General features: G+C 70.2%; 13 protein-coding genes. 7 read left to right on the forward strand and 6 right to left on the reverse strand.

Features of this window, described 5'->3' with window-relative positions:
- The first annotated feature begins 60 nt into the window (after window positions 1-60).
- Together ACHBTE_RS17915 and ACHBTE_RS17920 are read left to right on the forward strand one after the other, a co-directional pair.
- The gene (locus ACHBTE_RS17915; protein WP_394724897.1) at window positions 61-2019 is read left to right on the forward strand and encodes an ATP-binding protein; all 1959 of its coding nucleotides are present in this window, start codon (window positions 61-63) and stop codon (window positions 2017-2019) included.
- Between the two features lie 36 nt (window positions 2020-2055).
- Complete coding sequence (locus tag ACHBTE_RS17920; protein ID WP_394724898.1) at window positions 2056-3384, forward strand: SUKH-4 family immunity protein; 1329 nt, start codon at window positions 2056-2058, stop codon at window positions 3382-3384.
- 182 nt (window positions 3385-3566) lie between these two features.
- Here ACHBTE_RS17920 and ACHBTE_RS17925 read toward each other — a convergent pair whose 3' ends face one another.
- A complete protein-coding gene (locus tag ACHBTE_RS17925) occupies window positions 3567-3935 on the reverse strand; it encodes a hypothetical protein (RefSeq protein ID WP_394724899.1) in 369 nt (122 codons plus the stop codon).
- 409 nt (window positions 3936-4344) lie between these two features.
- On the opposite strand from ACHBTE_RS17925, the gene ACHBTE_RS17930 reads away from it, so the two are divergent.
- Complete coding sequence (locus tag ACHBTE_RS17930) at window positions 4345-4695, forward strand: hypothetical protein (protein ID WP_394724900.1); 351 nt, start codon at window positions 4345-4347, stop codon at window positions 4693-4695.
- A gap of 38 nt (window positions 4696-4733) precedes the next feature.
- Here the strand turns inward: ACHBTE_RS17930 and ACHBTE_RS17935 are convergent, their stop codons facing one another.
- Window positions 4734-5135 carry a hypothetical protein gene (locus ACHBTE_RS17935; RefSeq protein ID WP_394724902.1) on the reverse strand — a complete coding sequence of 134 codons (402 nt, stop codon included), beginning with the start codon at window positions 5133-5135 and terminating at the stop codon, window positions 4734-4736.
- A 39-nt stretch (window positions 5136-5174) separates the two neighbouring features.
- On the opposite strand from ACHBTE_RS17935, the gene ACHBTE_RS17940 reads away from it, so the two are divergent.
- Window positions 5175-5828, forward strand: a complete 654-nt coding sequence (locus tag ACHBTE_RS17940) for a hypothetical protein (protein WP_394724903.1) — start codon at window positions 5175-5177, stop codon at window positions 5826-5828.
- 512 nt (window positions 5829-6340) lie between these two features.
- Here ACHBTE_RS17940 and ACHBTE_RS17945 read toward each other — a convergent pair.
- On the reverse strand, window positions 6341-6586 hold the full coding sequence (locus ACHBTE_RS17945; RefSeq protein ID WP_394724904.1) for a hypothetical protein: 246 nt from the start codon (window positions 6584-6586) through the stop codon (window positions 6341-6343).
- Window positions 6587-6634: 48 nt separating this feature from the next.
- A complete protein-coding gene (locus ACHBTE_RS17950) occupies window positions 6635-8344 on the reverse strand; it encodes a hypothetical protein (RefSeq protein WP_394724905.1) in 1710 nt (569 codons plus the stop codon).
- 298 nt (window positions 8345-8642) lie between these two features.
- Here ACHBTE_RS17950 and ACHBTE_RS17955 point away from each other — a divergent pair, with 298 nt between their 5' ends.
- Together ACHBTE_RS17955 and ACHBTE_RS17960 are read left to right on the forward strand one after the other, a co-directional pair.
- Entirely contained in the window at window positions 8643-10649 is a 2007-nt protein-coding gene (locus ACHBTE_RS17955; RefSeq protein ID WP_394724906.1) for a toxin glutamine deamidase domain-containing protein, read from the forward strand.
- 28 nt (window positions 10650-10677) lie between these two features.
- The gene (locus tag ACHBTE_RS17960) at window positions 10678-12834 is read left to right on the forward strand and encodes an SUKH-4 family immunity protein (protein WP_394724907.1); all 2157 of its coding nucleotides are present in this window, start codon (window positions 10678-10680) and stop codon (window positions 12832-12834) included.
- A 686-nt stretch (window positions 12835-13520) separates the two neighbouring features.
- On the opposite strand, the gene ACHBTE_RS17965 is transcribed toward ACHBTE_RS17960, so the two are convergent.
- Entirely contained in the window at window positions 13521-14117 is a 597-nt protein-coding gene (locus ACHBTE_RS17965; protein ID WP_394724908.1) for a hypothetical protein, read from the reverse strand.
- Between the two features lie 206 nt (window positions 14118-14323).
- Between ACHBTE_RS17965 and ACHBTE_RS17970 the strand changes: the two genes are divergently transcribed.
- Entirely contained in the window at window positions 14324-15847 is a 1524-nt protein-coding gene (locus ACHBTE_RS17970) for a hypothetical protein (RefSeq protein WP_394724909.1), read from the forward strand.
- A gap of 147 nt (window positions 15848-15994) precedes the next feature.
- Here the strand turns inward: ACHBTE_RS17970 and ACHBTE_RS17975 are convergent, their stop codons facing one another.
- The gene (locus tag ACHBTE_RS17975) at window positions 15995-16261 is read right to left on the reverse strand and encodes a hypothetical protein (protein ID WP_394724910.1); all 267 of its coding nucleotides are present in this window, start codon (window positions 16259-16261) and stop codon (window positions 15995-15997) included.

A 16261-nucleotide genomic window follows, 5' to 3' on the forward strand; every position in this document is an offset into this window, starting at 1 on the left:
CCGGCGCCTAGGATCGGGGTCGTACGTGAAGGCGTCCGCGACGGCGGAGGACGGGGACCCATGGCCGGCTCGACCGAGGACTACGCACCGCACCCCCATATAGGCGGCCGGACCGCCGCGCTGCGCGCGCTCGCCGCCTGGCGTGGAGCCGCGCCCGGCTCCCCACGCGTGGTCGTGCTCACCGGCAGCTCCGGCAGCGGGCGTTCACGGCTGCTCACCGGGTTTCTGATGCTGTGCGAGCCGGAGTACCGGCGGCGGCTGCCCCTGGACGAGATGGATCCGTCGACGGTCCCACCCGACCTGCCGACTCCTGCGGTACCGGCCCCCGAGGGACTGACCGCGGCCCAGGTCCTGTGGCTGCTCGCCGACCACTACGAGTTGAGCGCCACCAGCGTCGAGGAGGTGTACGCCGAACTGGCCGCCCGCGACGAGCCGGTGACCGTCGTCGTACCCGACGTCGACCGGGCCGGCCCGGTCAGGGCGGCCGACGAGGCCGCACGGCTGGTGCGGGAGGTGCTCGCACGGCTGGCCGCCACGGAGACGGTCCGGCTGCTGGCCGAGGTGCCGCGTCCGCTGGCCGCCGAGCTGGCCGCGTCCGTGGCGCCCGGAACCGTGCAGGTCATCGACCTCGACGACGCGGAATGGGCCGACCCGGAGGGCCTGGTGCGACATGCCCATGCGGCACTGAATCCGCAGTTCGGGGCACCCGAGCTGCCGTTCACCGTGGACCCCGCCGCCCGTCTCGCCGTCGGGGCGGCCGTCGCCCGCCGGGCCGGGACCAGCCCGCTGATCGTGCAACTCACCGTCAACTGCGTCCTGATGGCTCCGGAGGGCTTCGACCCGGCCGACGAGAGGTATCTGCCGACGTCCGTCGGTGAAGCCCTGGACCTGCACGCCGAGCGCCTGGGCACAGACCCGCAGACGCTGCGGCTGATGCTGGCCCCGCTCGCCCTCGCGGAGGGTGAGGGCATCCCGGTCCAACTGTGGGCGCGGCTGGCGAGCGCGGTCGCCGAGCGGGACATGGGCCCCGCCATGGCGGACGGGATGCTGCTCGCCGGGCCTTTCGTGCAGCCCGAGGAACAGGTCGCGGAGGCGGAGGAGGATGGCCAGGGGGGTGACGGCGGGCGTACGCTGCTCCGGCTGTGGCACCCGGCCGTCGGCGACGAGATCCGCGCCGGTCTGCCGAATGTGGCCGCCGCCCAGACCCGGATCGCCATGGCCCTGCTGGAGGCCGTGCCCGAGCAGGACTGGAGCAAGGCCGACCCCTACGTCCGCGACCACATCGCCGGCCACACCCTGGAGGCCGGGCTGCTCCCCCAACTCCTCACGGATCCGGCGCTGTTCGTCCACGCCGACCCCGTGCCCCTGCGCGCCGCCGTCGAGGCCGTACCGCCGGGGGAGCTGGGGCCGCCCGCCCGTACGTACCTGCGTACGGCGCCCCTGCTCACGCGCACGCAGGCACCGGCCCCGCTGCGTGCCGCCCTGCTGGAGACCGCGTTCGTCGAGGACGGCCTGCCCGAGTACGCCGAGGCGATACACCAGCGGCTCGGGCTGGAACTGCCGTGGCGGACGCTGTGGAGCCTGTCCGTGTCCGGCGTCAGCGCCGTGACCGTCGGCAGCCTGCCTCGCCCCGACGGGTCTGCCACGCCGGTCGCCGTACTGGTGGTCCCCGCGGGCACACCTGGTGCGCGGCTGGTCGGTGCCCCCGGCGGCGAGTCCGGTTCCGCGGTGCTCGTGCACGGCCTCGCACAGCCTGATCCGTCGCTGGAAGACGCCGATCCTCAGCAGGTTCTTCTTCCCTCGGAGGAGGAACGAGCCGCCGCCCCGCTGGGTCTGAGCCGTGGGGCCGACTACCTGCGGGTCTGGGACCGGGCGGACCAGGAGATCGTGGCGGCGCTGATCGCCGACACGCCCTTCACCGCGGCCGACCTGTCCCCCGACGGCATCCTCGTCCTCGCCACCGAGCGCGGGGCGAAGGCCCTCCGTGTGCGCGCGGCGGGCTCGGGGATAGCCTCGTAGGCACCCACAGCCGAACGACTTCCAAGGAGCCTCCCCGTGACCAGCCAGGAGCAGGCGCTCGCCATCGCCGACCGATGGCTCAACCCGGAAGGCTCCGCGGAGCCGCGCCGCGAGGTGCGGACGCAGGAGTTCGACCTGGGCTGGGTCGTGTGGGCGGCGCCTGCGCAGCCCGAGCTTGACCCGGAGACCGGGGAGCGACGGCCGCCTGCCGACATCGGCAACGCGTGCGGGGTCGTGGACCGTCGTACCGGCGAGCTGACGGTCTGGCCGTCGGTGCCGGTCGACGAGGTCGTGCGGATGTACCGGCAGAAGCACGGGGCGGGGCCGGGCGCGGGCACGCCCGAGAGCGGCGCCCGTCCGGTCACCGGTCCCGGCAACACCGCTGTCTTCACCTACACGGACCCGGTGAACGGCGAGGAGACCACCCTCTTCCGCACCTCCGCCCCGGGCCTGCCCCCGGCCGAGTACCAGGCGTGGGCCGAGCTGCGGCGGATGAACGTACCCACCGAGAACGTCCTGGCCGTCCACACCGACCTGCGTCCCAGCCTGCTGCCCGGCGGCTACACGGCCGAGCTCCTCAACACCTTCCGCAACGCCCAGCTGTCCTGCTCACAGACCTACGGGGCGCGTCCCGAGGCGCGGGCGGAAGGCATCTCGGCGCTGGTCGAGCAGGTGGAGACGATGCACCGGATCGCCGGTCAGCAGCCGCCGCCCCGTCCGCACCGCCTGCCGGTTCCCACGCAGGTGACGCCCGCGGAGCCGATGCGGGACGTGGCTCTGGGCCGGCATCTCGTCGAGGTCTTCGGCGAGGACGGCGTCCGTCGCTTCGACGCCGACGACATCTCCGGCAGCGCGCTTCCGGAGACCGCCGGGGCGACGCTCACCTGGGCGGGGCTGCCCGCCGACCTCCCGTTGTTCTTCACCGCCGACCGGTCCGACGCGCCGCCGGCCGGTGGCCTGTTGACCGACGTCGCCACGAATCTGCGTGAGCGCCGCAGCCCGGCCGGTGAGGAGAAGATCGGCGCCCTGTCGTACCTGGTCCGGATCGGCTTCGACGGCGTCGCGGTCATCGCGGTGCAGTGCCGGCCGGGGACTGGGCAGCCGGACGGTCTCGGTGCGCTGTGGGCGGTGGACCCGGTCACGGCCGAGGCCCGCTACGTCAACGTCTCGGTCGCCGCCTTCGCGCGCTCCCTGGCGCTGCTCGCCGGCGCGCGACAGCGGCTCGAGGGTCTGGACCCGGTCGCGGCCGGCGCGGAAGTGGCGGCCCTGCAGGAGCAGTTGGTGGCCGTGGACGCGTCCGCGCTGGGGAACGCGGAGACGTGGTGGTCTCTGATCGTCGAGCAGATGTGGCACGGGTTGTTCTGACCGGGGCAGCCGCGTGTGCCCAACTACCCGACCGGGGCGGCCATCGCGTTGTACCGGAGGCAGCGACGGGCGTGAGCGGTGCCGTGCCGGCGACTTGGCCGTCCGTGGGCCGCGCGTAGCCCTGCGTGGGCCGCCCGCAGGCCCCCCGGAGGCCGTTCCCTTGGTCCGCGTCGTCCGATCGATCAGTACAGCGAGAACCCGCCGCTGTGGCGCCCCTGCTTCTTCTTCCCCGACTGGGAGTCCTCGCCCTGCGCCCGCTTCGGCTCGGACGAGCCGGAGGCGGGGCCGTCGGTGAGCGGCTCACCGTGCCTGATCCGGTCGCGGTCCTCCTCCGAGAGCGACTCCCACTGTCCGCGCAGGGAGGACAGGCCTCCGCCCAGCGCTCGGGACACCGCGGGGTCGTCCATGGCATCGCGCAGGGCGGTGCGGCCGGAGAGCAGCTTCTTGGCCGCCTCCTGCAGGTCCTTGCCCGCGGCATCCGACTCGGAGAGCTTGCGCAGGGCGGAGTTCAGGGAGCGAATCTGCTCGGGTTCGAGTGCCTCGTCAAGCACACCGCGGTCGTGCGAAGCGCCTTGCGGGTTGGATGAGTTCTCGGGTTGCCTCGTCATGTCGCTGCCTCTCGTCGCCTCTCGACACCTGAAGTATCTCCCGTCACGTAGGGAGGCAAGAACCGCCGGCCTGTGCCGTACTTCTGACCCGGTGGGATCCCGGCCGACGCCGGGGGATAGCCTGCGCCGGGTCAACTTCGCATTGACCTACGCCAGTTCATTTAACATTCAGTCAATTACGGGGTTCCCGGGCATGTCGACGCCTCCACCGCAGTATCCGAATCAGCCGTACGGGCAGCAGCCGCAACCGCCGTACGGTCAGCCGCAGCAACCGTACGGCTACCCGCCGCAGCCGCCGCAGCCGCAGTCGCCGCGCGGGCCTCAGCGCCCGCAGCCGGGAGGTGTGCTGCGGATGGTGAAGGCCGCTGTCGTCGTCGTGGCGGTCTTCGGTGGGTTGGCCTACTACGTCTGGGACTACAACACCAGTCCCACCGGCGGCAAGGCGAAGGCTGAGGCCTCGGCATCCGCCGCGGCCGAGGAGGCCAAGACGCACGACCCCGAGATCGGCGACTGCGTGAAGGTCGCCGACCCTCAGGGCGAACCGCTGCCGACGGTCGTCGACTGCGGCTCGCCCGAGGCCGAGTACAAGACGGGTGCCTTGCTCCCCGGCCAGGACCAGGAGTGCTCGGCAAAGTACGACTACGGCATTCAGTACCGCAACAGCCGGGGATTCGACTACACGTTGTGCTTCACCAAGGTCTGATCCGAGTCGGCCGCACGCCCTGACCGGAATCGAGCGAGTCAGGGCATCGCGTCCGCCAGCGACGCGCCCGCCGCCGCGAGGATGACGGCCATCATGGCCAGGCGGGTGCGGGCGCGGCGCGCCAACTCCACGCTGAGGCCGGCGGAAGCCAGACTCCCGCAGTACATCGCGGTCCCAACCCCCGCCTGCGTACCGCTGTCGAGGCGACCCACGATCACGACGAGGCAGACCAGGGCCACCAGCGCCCCGACGGTCATGAGCCCACCGCGAGCACTGCGCGCCTGCTGCGACCGCTGCCGCGCGAACCCGGGGTCCGCCTGCCTCTGGAAACTCGCCCGGACCTCGTCCACCCCGGGCGCCGAAACCGGATGGCCGCCCTCGCCGCCCCGCAGCTGCGTCTGCACCTGTTCCCCGCCGCGTTCCCGGCCGTGCGTCGTCATGAGGAGGCAGCGTAGGTCAATTCGCTAGGCTCACGCACCATGTTGCCTTCGCACACGCCCTCCCCCGCACCCGACGCCACGGTCATACGGACCGGCCGTCGCGGCGCCATGACCGGGCTTCCCTGCTCCGTCCTGCTCATCGCGCTGGGCGCGGTCGGCGCTGTCGGCGCGGTCGTGGTTGCTACCGGGAACCAGAAGGGGGAGTCCAACCCTGCGGGCTACGTGGGCCTGGTGTTCATGCTGTTGCTCGGTGCGCTCGGCGTCTTCCTGTTCCTCGCCAACTGGGCGAACCGTCGCGCCAGGATCCTCGTCGACGCCACGGGCCTGTGGGTCGAGAACGGAAGGCTTCGCAACGTCATCCCCTGGCAGGACCTGGCCGGAGTCGGGCTGTACTGGAGCAAGGTCGGGCGAAGCCAGAAGGTCTACTCCCTCGAACTGTTCCCGACCGGCCCGATCGACCGGGACGACCCCGTCCTGTGGACCCTCGTGCGCGACGAGGAGCCGTTGCACCCCGGCCTGCCCCGCCTGCGCCACCGGCTCCCCTTCCCCGCTCCCTGCCGACAGGACCTGGTCTCGGCGGTCCAGCGGTACGTACCGCACCTCTGGCTCGGTGAGTCCGAACGCGCCGGGGGCCACATCGGCCGACCCGACGTCACGGGACACCGGCAGCGCACTCGGGGCCGTACACAATGACCGGCTGGTCGGCCGCTCTTTCGCACGCTCGGCCGGACGCTGCCGACAACAGTGGCGACCTGCAACGGACTTGTGACAGCAAACACCTGAAGTGATCGACAGCTGAGTCCGTAAACTTTGCGGACGGCTGTACTCCTGTGTGATTTCCCTCGGCTGGTGAGGGAGGTTGTACGGCCGTGCTGTCTGACGGGGGTGCTTTCTGCTGTGTCGATGATGCTGCCGGACGAACTCGAATGGGTTCTCCAGATGCTGGGCTACAAATGGCCCACGGCAGACGAGGACAAGCTCAGAGACTCGGCCGCCCTGTGGCGCAAGTTCGGCGAGGACGTCACCGAGCTGCACACCAAGGCGAACACCAGCGCCCGCACGGTGACCGCCCACAACGCCGGCGAGTCCATCGACAAGTTCACGAAGACGTACGAGAAGTTCGACGGCGGGGGCGGTGGCGACGGCTACCTCCGGAACGCCGCCGAGGCCGCCTTCCTCATCGCGAACGTGATGGAGACGTGCGCCTACCTCGTCGAGTTCGCCAAGTGGGCGGTGATCGCCCAGTTGATCGCCCTGGCCATCCAGATCGCCGCCGCGGCTGCCGCAGCGCCTTTCACCTTCGGTCTGTCCTCGGTAGCGGGAATGGGCGCCACCCAGGCGGCCCGCCTCATCGTGCGCCGCATCCTCGACGAGCTCAAGAAGGCGCTGCTCGAGGCACTCATCGAGACCATGAAGGAACCTGCGATCTCGGCGATCGAGGCGATGATCACCGACCTCGTCCGCCAGACGGTGAACGTCGGCTTCGGCGCCCAGGAGGGCTACGACATCGGCGCCACCATGAAGGCCGGCGGCACGGCGGGGCTGGAGGCCCTGAAGCAGAGCCCGCAGACCTTCGCCGAGGGTGTTCGTGACAGCCTGGGCAAGAAGGGCGGCGATCGCTTCCACCATGCGATCGACAGCCGGATCGACGGGTACAACGGGCCGTCCGGGACGCCGGGGAGCAACAGCGGTGCCGGGGCCGACGGGAGCGGGGACGGCGGCAGCGGCAGCGGCAGCGAGGGCTCCGGCTCTGGAAGCTCCGGCTCCAGTTCTTCGTCCTCTTCCTCGGAGTCCGGTTCGTCGGGGGCCTCCGGGTCGTCGAACTCGTCCGACTCGTCGACGTCGTCGCGTTCAGGCAACGGCAACGGGCCGGGCGCGAACATAGGCAGCGGGATATCGGCCGACACCGGCGGCAATGACGTCGGTGGACCGGATGTGGGGGCGGGTCCCGACTCCGGCTCGGGGTCCGGTTCCAACTCCGGATCCAACCCCGGATCCGGGCAGAATCCGAGTTCCTCGGACACGCCGTATTCGAGGCCGACGGTGGCGCCGTCCAGCTCGTCCCTGCCCGACTTCGACGACCCCTCGCCGGGCGGCCCGTCGTCCAACTCCCCCGGCTCCAACGGTTCATCCGGCACGCCGAGCACCTCCGGGCCCTCGGGTTCCGGTGGCGGTTCCGGCGTATCCGGCCTGTCGTCCCCGAGCCCGCAGTCCGCGCCCTCGTCCGGCAGCCCGTCGTCGGGCAGTACGTCCTCCTCGTCGGGGGGCGGGTCGATCGGCACGCAGATCGACGGCCTGGCCGCCACCGCGCCCACGCAGTCCAACGCCGCTCCGGCGCCGGCCACCGACTCGTCTCCTTCCGGTTCAGGTGGCCGTTCGGACGGCGGCTCGGCGATGCCGACGTCGCCCACAGGTCCTACCGCCGCGGGTGCGCCTACGGGTGGGGCGCACAGCCCGGGCGCCGCTTCCGGCGGCAGCAGCACACCGTCCGCCACGAGCCCGAACGCCAACTCCGCCCCAGCGAGGAATCCTTCCGCCGGTACGCCCGGCGCGCCCTCCGCCTCGGGTACCGGGCCTGCCTCCACTCCGAGCGCGACGCCTTCGACGGCGCCTCGGAGTACACCGGCTGCGACGCCGGGGAGTGGGCCTGCCTCGACGCCGGGCACTACGACCTCAACGCCGGGCAGCACGCCTTCCGCAACGCCGGGGGGCCGGCCCGCCTCGACGCCGGAGGGGCGAGCTCCGGGCGCGGGGGACGGTCGTGCGCCCGGCACCCAGGGCACGCCGGACGGTCGAATACCGGCCCAGCGGCCCGGTACGGCGACCCCGGGTGACGGCAGCACGCCGCGGAACACCCCCGCCGCTGCGACACCCGGCGACCGCACTCCACCTCGCAACAGCCCCGGGACGGCTACCCCGGGGGACGGCACGGCGTCTCGCAACACCCCTGGGAACACGCCCCCGAACGACGGCACCGCCTCCCGCAACAACCCCGGTACGACACCTGGCGACCGCACGCCGCCCCGCAGCAACCCCGGCACCACATCCCCCGGTGACAGCACCAGTCCCCGCAACGGCACGGACTCGACCGGCGGCAGCCGTACCAACACCCCCGGCCAGAACCCGAGTACGACCGCCCCGAACCAGAACCCGAATTCGGCAACGCCGAACCAGAACCCGGCGCAGTCGACTCCTCCCCGGGCCGCCACGCCCTCCACCAGTGCTCACGCGTCGACTCCCTCCACGTCGCCCGGCACCGGCCCCGAGCGCGCCTCGACGCCCGGCAACACTGCGCCCCCTTCGTCCCAGAACACGCCCGGCACTCCGAACCAACCCAACCCGGGCACCACCCCCAACAGACCACCCCACCAGCCCGCGGGCAGCACGCCGAACACCCCGAACACCCCGAACCAGCCGGGCCCGCAGCCCAACACCCAACAGCCCCCGGCGAACACCCCGAACCAGCAACAGCAACAGCAACAGGTCACTCCGGTCCCGATCCACCACGTGACCCAGGTGCCGGGCAACCAGCCGCATCAGCCGAATTCCCAGACCCCGGACTCCACTCCCGCCACTCCCAACCAGCAGGACCCCTCACACAACCCGAAGCCGAAGGAACCCCCGACTCCGGCCTCGGAGACCCGCAACACCAACCCCCCGGGTGGCGTCACCGACCCCACCCGCGCCGAGCAGGACGCGCTGGAGAACTCGGTCCCCCGGGACGAGAACGGCGACCCGACCCGGCCGCCGGACCCGGCGGACGGCCGCTGGGTCGAGCGCATCAACGGCGAAGGACGCGACGCCCCCGGCCGCAACAACAACTGCGTCGACACAGCCCTGTCCACGGTCGACACCTATGCCGGCAACCCCACGGCCGCCGGGGCGCGCACCCCGGACCTGGACGCGGACGGCAACCCCTCTGACCGCGGCGAGAAGGGCGGCCGCGACCGTATCGAGAACACCCTCGGCGCCCGCTTCAGCGACATGGGCAACGGACGCGACGCCTTCAACCGCCTGGAGAACACCCTCCGCAACAGCGGCCACGGCTCGCAGGCCGTCATCATCACGCGGGACGCCAACGGACGGGCCCACGCGTGGAACGCGGTCAACCACAACGGCAAGATCACGTACATCGACGCCCAGACGGGACAGCGGAGTTCGAAGCCGCTGCACAGTGGGGACAACGGAGTTTTCGCGATTCCGCTGGACTCGGACCGGCAGCCGGTGACGCCCGACCAGCGCGCCGATGACGGTACGGAGCCGCGGCGCACGGCATCCGAGACTCCCACGGACGCCGACCGCAGAGCACCCGACGAACCCGCCGGAATCGATCCCGACGAGACAAAGGGAGCCCCGGACGACGAGGGTGACAAGCCCAACACGGGGAACACTCCCGAGCGCCTGGGCTCCTCAGCCTTCGAGGAAGACCAGAAACCGAATCACACGCACTACGGCGTCCTCGGTGACCAGGCGCAAAGGGATTTCCGGGCTCACCGGGACATCAGGCAGATCGACCTGGAGCCCGTCTACAATACGCTTCGGAACTTCGCGAACAACGACAACGCCGGTTTGCGCGACCTGCTCAATGGGAGCAGAAACGGCACGACCTGGAGCCGCGAGGACCTCGCCAACCGCATCACGGGCTTCAACGATCTCAGCCGAGGCCAGCAGGCCGCGGCAGTGGGTGTTCTGGCACGTCTGAGCAATCACTTCCACATGAACCAGGGTGTGGGCGCCAGTCCGTACCGGCGCGAGGGCGATCAGTCCGCCTACCACTGGTCGGAGTCGGAGAACGCCACAGAGAATCGAGAGGCACACCGGCCGCGCGACGAAAATCGGCAGAAGAACTTCCAGGGCAACGACGCCGAGAAATTTCGGCACTCAAGGGCCGCGGTCGCGGCCGCGAATGGCAAGCCCTTCTCCGAAGTGGTCGGCTCCGATGCCCAGTCCGCCACCCCTGCACAGCGCACCCGCCACTACCTCGACAGTACGTACGACGAGGACGTGGTCGATCAGGTAATTGCCGCCACCAAGGACATGAAACCGAACTTCCTTGGGCGCAACTTCGCCGTCATGGAGGTATACGACCCGGATACCAAGCAGACGCACTACGTGGCTGACAGCTCGTTCAGCTACGTGGGACCACGACCCGACCACTCCGAACCACACTTGGGCGGCTGGATCGAGCGCCTCAACGAGGACCGCGCCGCCAATGGGCAGAATCCTCTTGTCCCCACGCACCTGTACACGGAGCGGGAGCCGTGTGGTCACCCTTCCGAGTCGAAGGGGCACGCGGACTGCGGAGGCTATATCCGCGCTTACCTGCCGGAGGAGATGGGGACGACCTATGCCACGGCTTACCGAAAGGGCGAACAGGTCGAACCGTTCAACGATCCACGCGAGGGCGTGAACAATGCGGCGCAGGCCATTGAAGTCGATTTCCAAGATCACTTGAACAAGGTCGCAGATATCCTTGTGGCGTACGCCTTGCCAACGCCGAAAAGCCCTGCATAGACACGACTCGGTAGGAAAGACCTGACGCATGAGCACCACCCCAAACCCGGATGAGGTCGCTGCGGAACTCGCGCTGGATAGTGCGCTGCAGTGGATCGACCAGCCCCACGAAGCAAGTGCCTGGCTGTGGATCGGCGGACGATCGGGCAGCGGCAGAACGGCGCTGCTGGGCGAGGTCGTTGCCCGTCACCCGGCCGCGGTCCACGTCGACTGCGCCGGCAGGTCGGCGGAGGAGGTGGCCCGGGAGGTGGCGAAAGGTCTTGGCATTTCCGCCCCCGACTCCTTCAAGGACAACTTCGGCACTGTGGCCCGCCGGATCAAGGACGACCCTCTGATCGTGCTCTCAAACACGCAGTGGGCGGGCCGGCTGCGCACCTCTCGCGAACCGGAGCGTGTCCTCGATCGGGTGACACGCGCGCTGATCACGTTCCATCCGCGCGGGCTGCGGATGCGCCTGCTGGTCGAAGTCGACGATGCCCCGGGCAGGGCTGACGAGTTGGGCGGACGGCATCTCACCCTGCAGGGGGGCTTCGAGAGCATGCCCGCCTTCGCGGAGGCGGGCAGGGATGCCACCCTGTCGTCGGCCCTCGATGCGCTGGCGTTGGCCGAGCACCCCTTCGTTCCCCTGCCCGTGTGGTCCCTGCTCTGCTCCGCCCTCGGCCGGGGCATCCCCGAGTCCCGGCTGGAGTCGCTGCTCGACGATCCGGTGGTCGGGGACTGGATCCACCGGACGGACGACGGGCCGGGCACTCCCCTCATCGCCTTCAAGCAGGAGCCAGCGGCCCGGCATCTGCGTACGCGGATGCCCGCCGAGGAGGCCAACTCCTGGCACGCACGCGTAGTCACCGCGCTGTCGGCCGCAGACGCCACGGAGGCGACACGCTGGTACGCCGAGCGCGCCCTGGCCGGTCACGCGGCGGCGGCCGACCGGTTCGAGGCATTCCTCCAGGACACGGCAGCAGTCGCGGGGGTCGGCCACGAGTCGCTCTTCGAGGCGTTCGAGGCCGCGTTCCACGGACGACCCATCCCGCAGGGAAGCGCCGGGGCCCGCCTCCACTACCTGGCGCGCCGTGGCGTTCAGCCGTCGTCCCAGGGGGAGTGGCTGGCCCTGTTGCATCTGGCCCTGATGCAGGCCGGGCCGACGGAGGCACCGGCCGCCGATCGGCTCCTGTCGGCGGCCGGCCCCGTGGCTCTGCCCTGGCGGACGCTCTGGGCCGAAGGTGTCGGTGCCGGCGTGTTCAGCACGGACGCAGTGGTCAGGCGCCCGATCGTCCGGACCCTCCAGATTGTGCACACCCCGACCGGCGATGTGGTCACAGCCCGCACACGCCACGACCACATCGGCACCTGGGACCTGACCACGGGCGCGTCCCGCGACGAGCCCGGTGAGGCCGCGGACGCCTCCGGCGAGACGCACGCCAACCAGGGGCCCAAGGGGTGGCGCCCTGCCGGAGCCCTCAGCGGCGACGTCGACCTGCCCCGCATGCCCGAATACGTCCGTCGAGGCACGCGCTCGGGCCGTCACATCGCTCTGGCCACCATGGACGGGGTGTGCGTGGTCGAGATCAACCAGAGCGGCGGACACGAGGACGCACCGGGCCTGCTCAAGCATCTGGTGGCCACCGACACGACACTTGCCCGGGCCGACCTTCCCGCCCAGGCCCTGGCGCCTACGACCGACTGGCTGGCGGACATCTTCGGATCCGCGGCAGTCAAACGGTTCCCGCAGGAGACCCTGCCGGCCGGCCTCACCGACAGCGACGCGCGCGCCTTCCTCGCCGAAGTCGGCTTTCCCTGTGTCACCGGCTTGCTCGAACTTGACACAACCGGCCTTGAGGACACCGACCTGCACGCGGTCGCCGAGCCGTTCGATAAACCGGCCGAGACGGGCTCCACGTACTTCTCCCTCGGCACCTGGCAGGGTGCGCAACTCCTCCTCGACGGCCAGGACGGGCGCGTGCTGCAGGATGGCTGGTCGGGGATCGAAGACGAGCTGGCCGGAAGCAGTCTCGCCCAGTTCGCCGCAATGGTCCGCCTCTATTTCTGGTGGCGCGGCTCCGACTGGTCGATCGAGGACACGGAGTCGGACCTACGCCACTGGCTGCACCTCATCGACCCCGAGGCCTACCAGACACAGGGCTGGCAAAGGGTCTTCGAGGACTACAACTTCGACGACCGGGTCTGACGGACCAGTACCGGTCCGAACGCCCACACCCGTCCGTACACCAAGTACCGGTACGCACTCCAGTACACCGCCCGGCGTCTTCGGATCGAACAGCCCCGGATCCAGCTCGTCCATCCCATCCCGGAACACCTGCGGTCCGGCGCGAGCGTGAAGCGGGTCGGACCGTCGAGTCGGCTCCATGTGCGCACGGACCCGTCGCGGCAGATGCGACTGCGGTTGCCGTCGACGGCTTCGATGAGCTCTCGGCCTCGTGCGCGCGGCTGTCGACCTGGAAATAGTCGCCGTTAAGACTCGGGTGGGCCAGGAACCAGTTGGCCGGCCGCCACCACGCCCGGACCGTCCGCCAGGGCATCCCGGGTTCGGCCTCCGCGATCCGCTCGGCGTAGTCGTCATGGCCTGTCACCTTGGCCGCGAAGTGCGGCCATGAGGCGAATTCGGCCGACGCCACGTCCGCCTGCCGAAGATCGCCTCGGCCTGAAGGAAGACTCCGCGACCCACACTCTCCCCGTCGCCCTCGGCGGCGAGGAGCTCGCGCACCACCCCCAGGGTCAGCGGACAACAGCCGTGCAGGGTCGGCCAGTACGCCGTTCCTCTCCACGATCACGTGGCCATCGTGGTCACCCGCCACTGACAAGCCTCACCCGGCACCAACGCCAACCACTTGGTGCTCCGGCCCCAAAAAATCTCTACATGAACCATGAGTTCACCAGCACACAGAGCCCACAACCCAGCAGACCGCCGAAGAGCAGACCGAGGCCGGTGATGAATGTCCCGCCCCGCATGGGCCGACTCGCGGAACGGAAGGCGGAGCTCAATGGGAATACCGCCACGCCGAACATCGAAGCGGCGACGCACCAGTTCTGCACCGCCTCGACGTAGAACGACGCGAAGGTGCCGCGGCTGAACGAGTCCGAGTCGTACGCCACCGCCTCCACCTTCTCCCCCTTGTGGTAAGCCGCACCGGGCGCGAAGTCCTCCACGTCGTGACGGACCTTGCCGTCATCGGATCGGAAGCTGCCGGAGCACTCCACGTCATCCCCGTAAGCCTCCTCGCGGCATTGCTCGACGATGATGGTCCCCTGCGTACCGCCGGACACCTTGTCGGGGCCTTTCATATAGCCCACACCTACAAGGATCAGTCCGAGGAGAAAGACCAGAATGCCCAGTACTCCGGACCCTACGCGGCTGCCGACGCCCCTTCTCATGGGGCCTGGTCCGACGGCGTCCGGTCCTCCCGTTCCGCCCTTGCGCAGGTGCCGTCCACTGCTCTCGTCCGTCTTCACTGCTACCCCGTTCCCTCAGGTGGCGCCCGCGCCCCGACTAACTCGTAAGATCTTTGCGAGGCCGGTTCGTGCAGGTCAAACGGCGTGGGGCGACAGGGAGCACAACTTCCGGGCAAACCGGCATGCATCTCCGGCATGCACGGCTGGCTTGCACTACTGCCTGCCCCCGGCAACCGCCCGTCTTCGATCACGCGTCACTATGAGTCGTGATCAATAACCCGCACAACGCCGGCCCGCGCCGGGCCGAGCCGCTCGAAACTTGGCGCCGAGTCCAGGCGGACACCGACCCCGCAGTCGCCGACTCCCACGTACTCGACTGCGCCCGACGCCTCCTGGCCGACCCCGGTGACGAGAGCGCCCACATCTGGGTGGCCGGACTCGCGGAGATGGTGCCATATCTCGTTGGGCAGCCCGGTCCCGAGGCGGAGAGAGTGGCGGTCGAGGCACTGTCGGCAGCCGCATCGGCGTTCGGTGGACGCAGTTGTGCGCACGAGACGCACCCGTACGAGAGGGACCTCGCCAACCTGTCCGAGGACGACCCCACCTGGTCGGGGCTGCCCGCCGGGTACCTGCTCGCCGACCCGCTCCCCACCGCCCCACCGGAACAACCCCACGACGACACCGAGCTCTGCCCGGTCAACCTCGCCGGGATCGCCCGCGTCACCGCCGACACAGTCCGCCCCTTCTCGACCGACGGCATCCCCGCCGTCGTACCGGAAGATCACACGTCAACGGTGAAGAGCCTCTCCTCGATCCTCTGGGACTACCCCTACTCGGACCCCGCCGCCGAACTCGAATCCAACGCGAATTGCGTGGACTGGCTCGCCACCAGGGCGGCACGAGCGGGCTACATCATCACTCAGCGCGCGAGTTGCTGGTACGCCATCCACCGCATCACGGAACGGTCGGTCTTCGAAGCGATGATCGAGGGCCTGGAGACTGTCCTGCCGAGGCTCGGTGACCCTGCGGTCTGCACGCACGGTGCCGACGAGCACCCGGACGCCGAGTTCGAGTCGGCCGACCTCGCCGAGATCGGTTTCCACCTGCGCAGCCCCGGAGGTCGCGCCGAGCTCCGGGAGACCCTCGGCCCGTACCCGCCGGACGCCTGGCTGTGCCCCCGCCATCTGCGCGGCCTCGCCGAGCAGGCCCTCGGCGAGCTGCGTACCGCGCACACGTCGAAATTCGGGGTACGCGACACCAGCGCCATGGACGTCACGTACGTAAGACCCGACGGAACCCTCGACATCGTCGCGCTGACCAGGTGCGTGGCGGACGCGGACACCTTCGCCGAGGGCGCGGAGAATATCGCGCTGTGGGCCGCCCGCCGCCACGCCACGACGCATGACCGGCACGAGCAACTGGTCCTGCTGCTCATGGCCCTTTGGGTCGCCCAGGTCCGCGACCTGCCCTACGGCGTCGGCCGCGAGGTGCGCGCACTGCTTCGCGCGGTCGACCCCGCACCACTCGAGGCCGACTGTCCGCACGGCGACGACCACCCGGACGGGCGCGACAGGCGGTGGAACGAACTCGACTTCGCCGCGCACCTCCAGCACCTGTACCTGGCCCGGACGTTTCCGGCTCCCGAGGGCGCCCGGCCGACGGACGTCTGGGGCTGCCCGCGCTTCCTCGCCGACTGGGCACGTGAGCTCATTCTCGAACTGGACGAGGAGTACCAGTCGATGGACGAGGAGGACGGTGACGAGGAAAGCGTGTTTAGCGGGGAGTGGTGAAGGTGAAGTGCCTTGCCCTCGGGGCTCGGCGTGCCGGGGGGGACTCCGACTGCCGTTGCCCGCGAGTGATAAATGCCCTTCACGCCGCCCGCTCCGCCTCCGACAGCCCCCTCCTGACCTCACTGATAGCTTGCTGCTCCAGCCAGTTCACTCCTTGGGATACCGATGAGTCAGCCGCCGTTCCAGCCGCCACCGCAACCTCCGCAACCACCACAGGTCTCCAGCAACCCCTACGCCCAGCCCGCCCCGCCGCAGCATCCACAGCCGCAAGCACAGCCGCAGCCGCAGCCGCAGGCACAGCAGCCCCAAGGATTCGGCCCACCGCCGCCCCCTGCGCAGCCGCCCATGCAGGCGGGCCAGCCCCCGCTGTACCCCGGCGCCCCGCCGGCCCAGGGACAGCCGCCCATGCACCAC

This window comes from Streptomyces sp. M41, assembly GCF_043673425.1.
Classification (GTDB): Bacteria; Actinomycetota; Actinomycetes; order Streptomycetales; family Streptomycetaceae; genus Streptomyces.

Coding starts and splice junctions, on each gene's coding strand:
- ACHBTE_RS17935 (WP_394724902.1), bottom strand. CDS start 5,135: ATGACGACGCACGGCCGGGAACGCGGCGGGGAACAGGTGCAGACGCAG.
- ACHBTE_RS17940 (WP_394724903.1), top strand. CDS start 5,175: ATGTTGCCTTCGCACACGCCCTCCCCCGCACCCGACGCCACGGTCATA.
- ACHBTE_RS17930 (WP_394724900.1), top strand. CDS start 4,345: ATGGTGAAGGCCGCTGTCGTCGTCGTGGCGGTCTTCGGTGGGTTGGCC.
- ACHBTE_RS17915 (WP_394724897.1), top strand. CDS start 61: ATGGCCGGCTCGACCGAGGACTACGCACCGCACCCCCATATAGGCGGC.
- ACHBTE_RS17960 (WP_394724907.1), top strand. CDS start 10,678: ATGAGCACCACCCCAAACCCGGATGAGGTCGCTGCGGAACTCGCGCTG.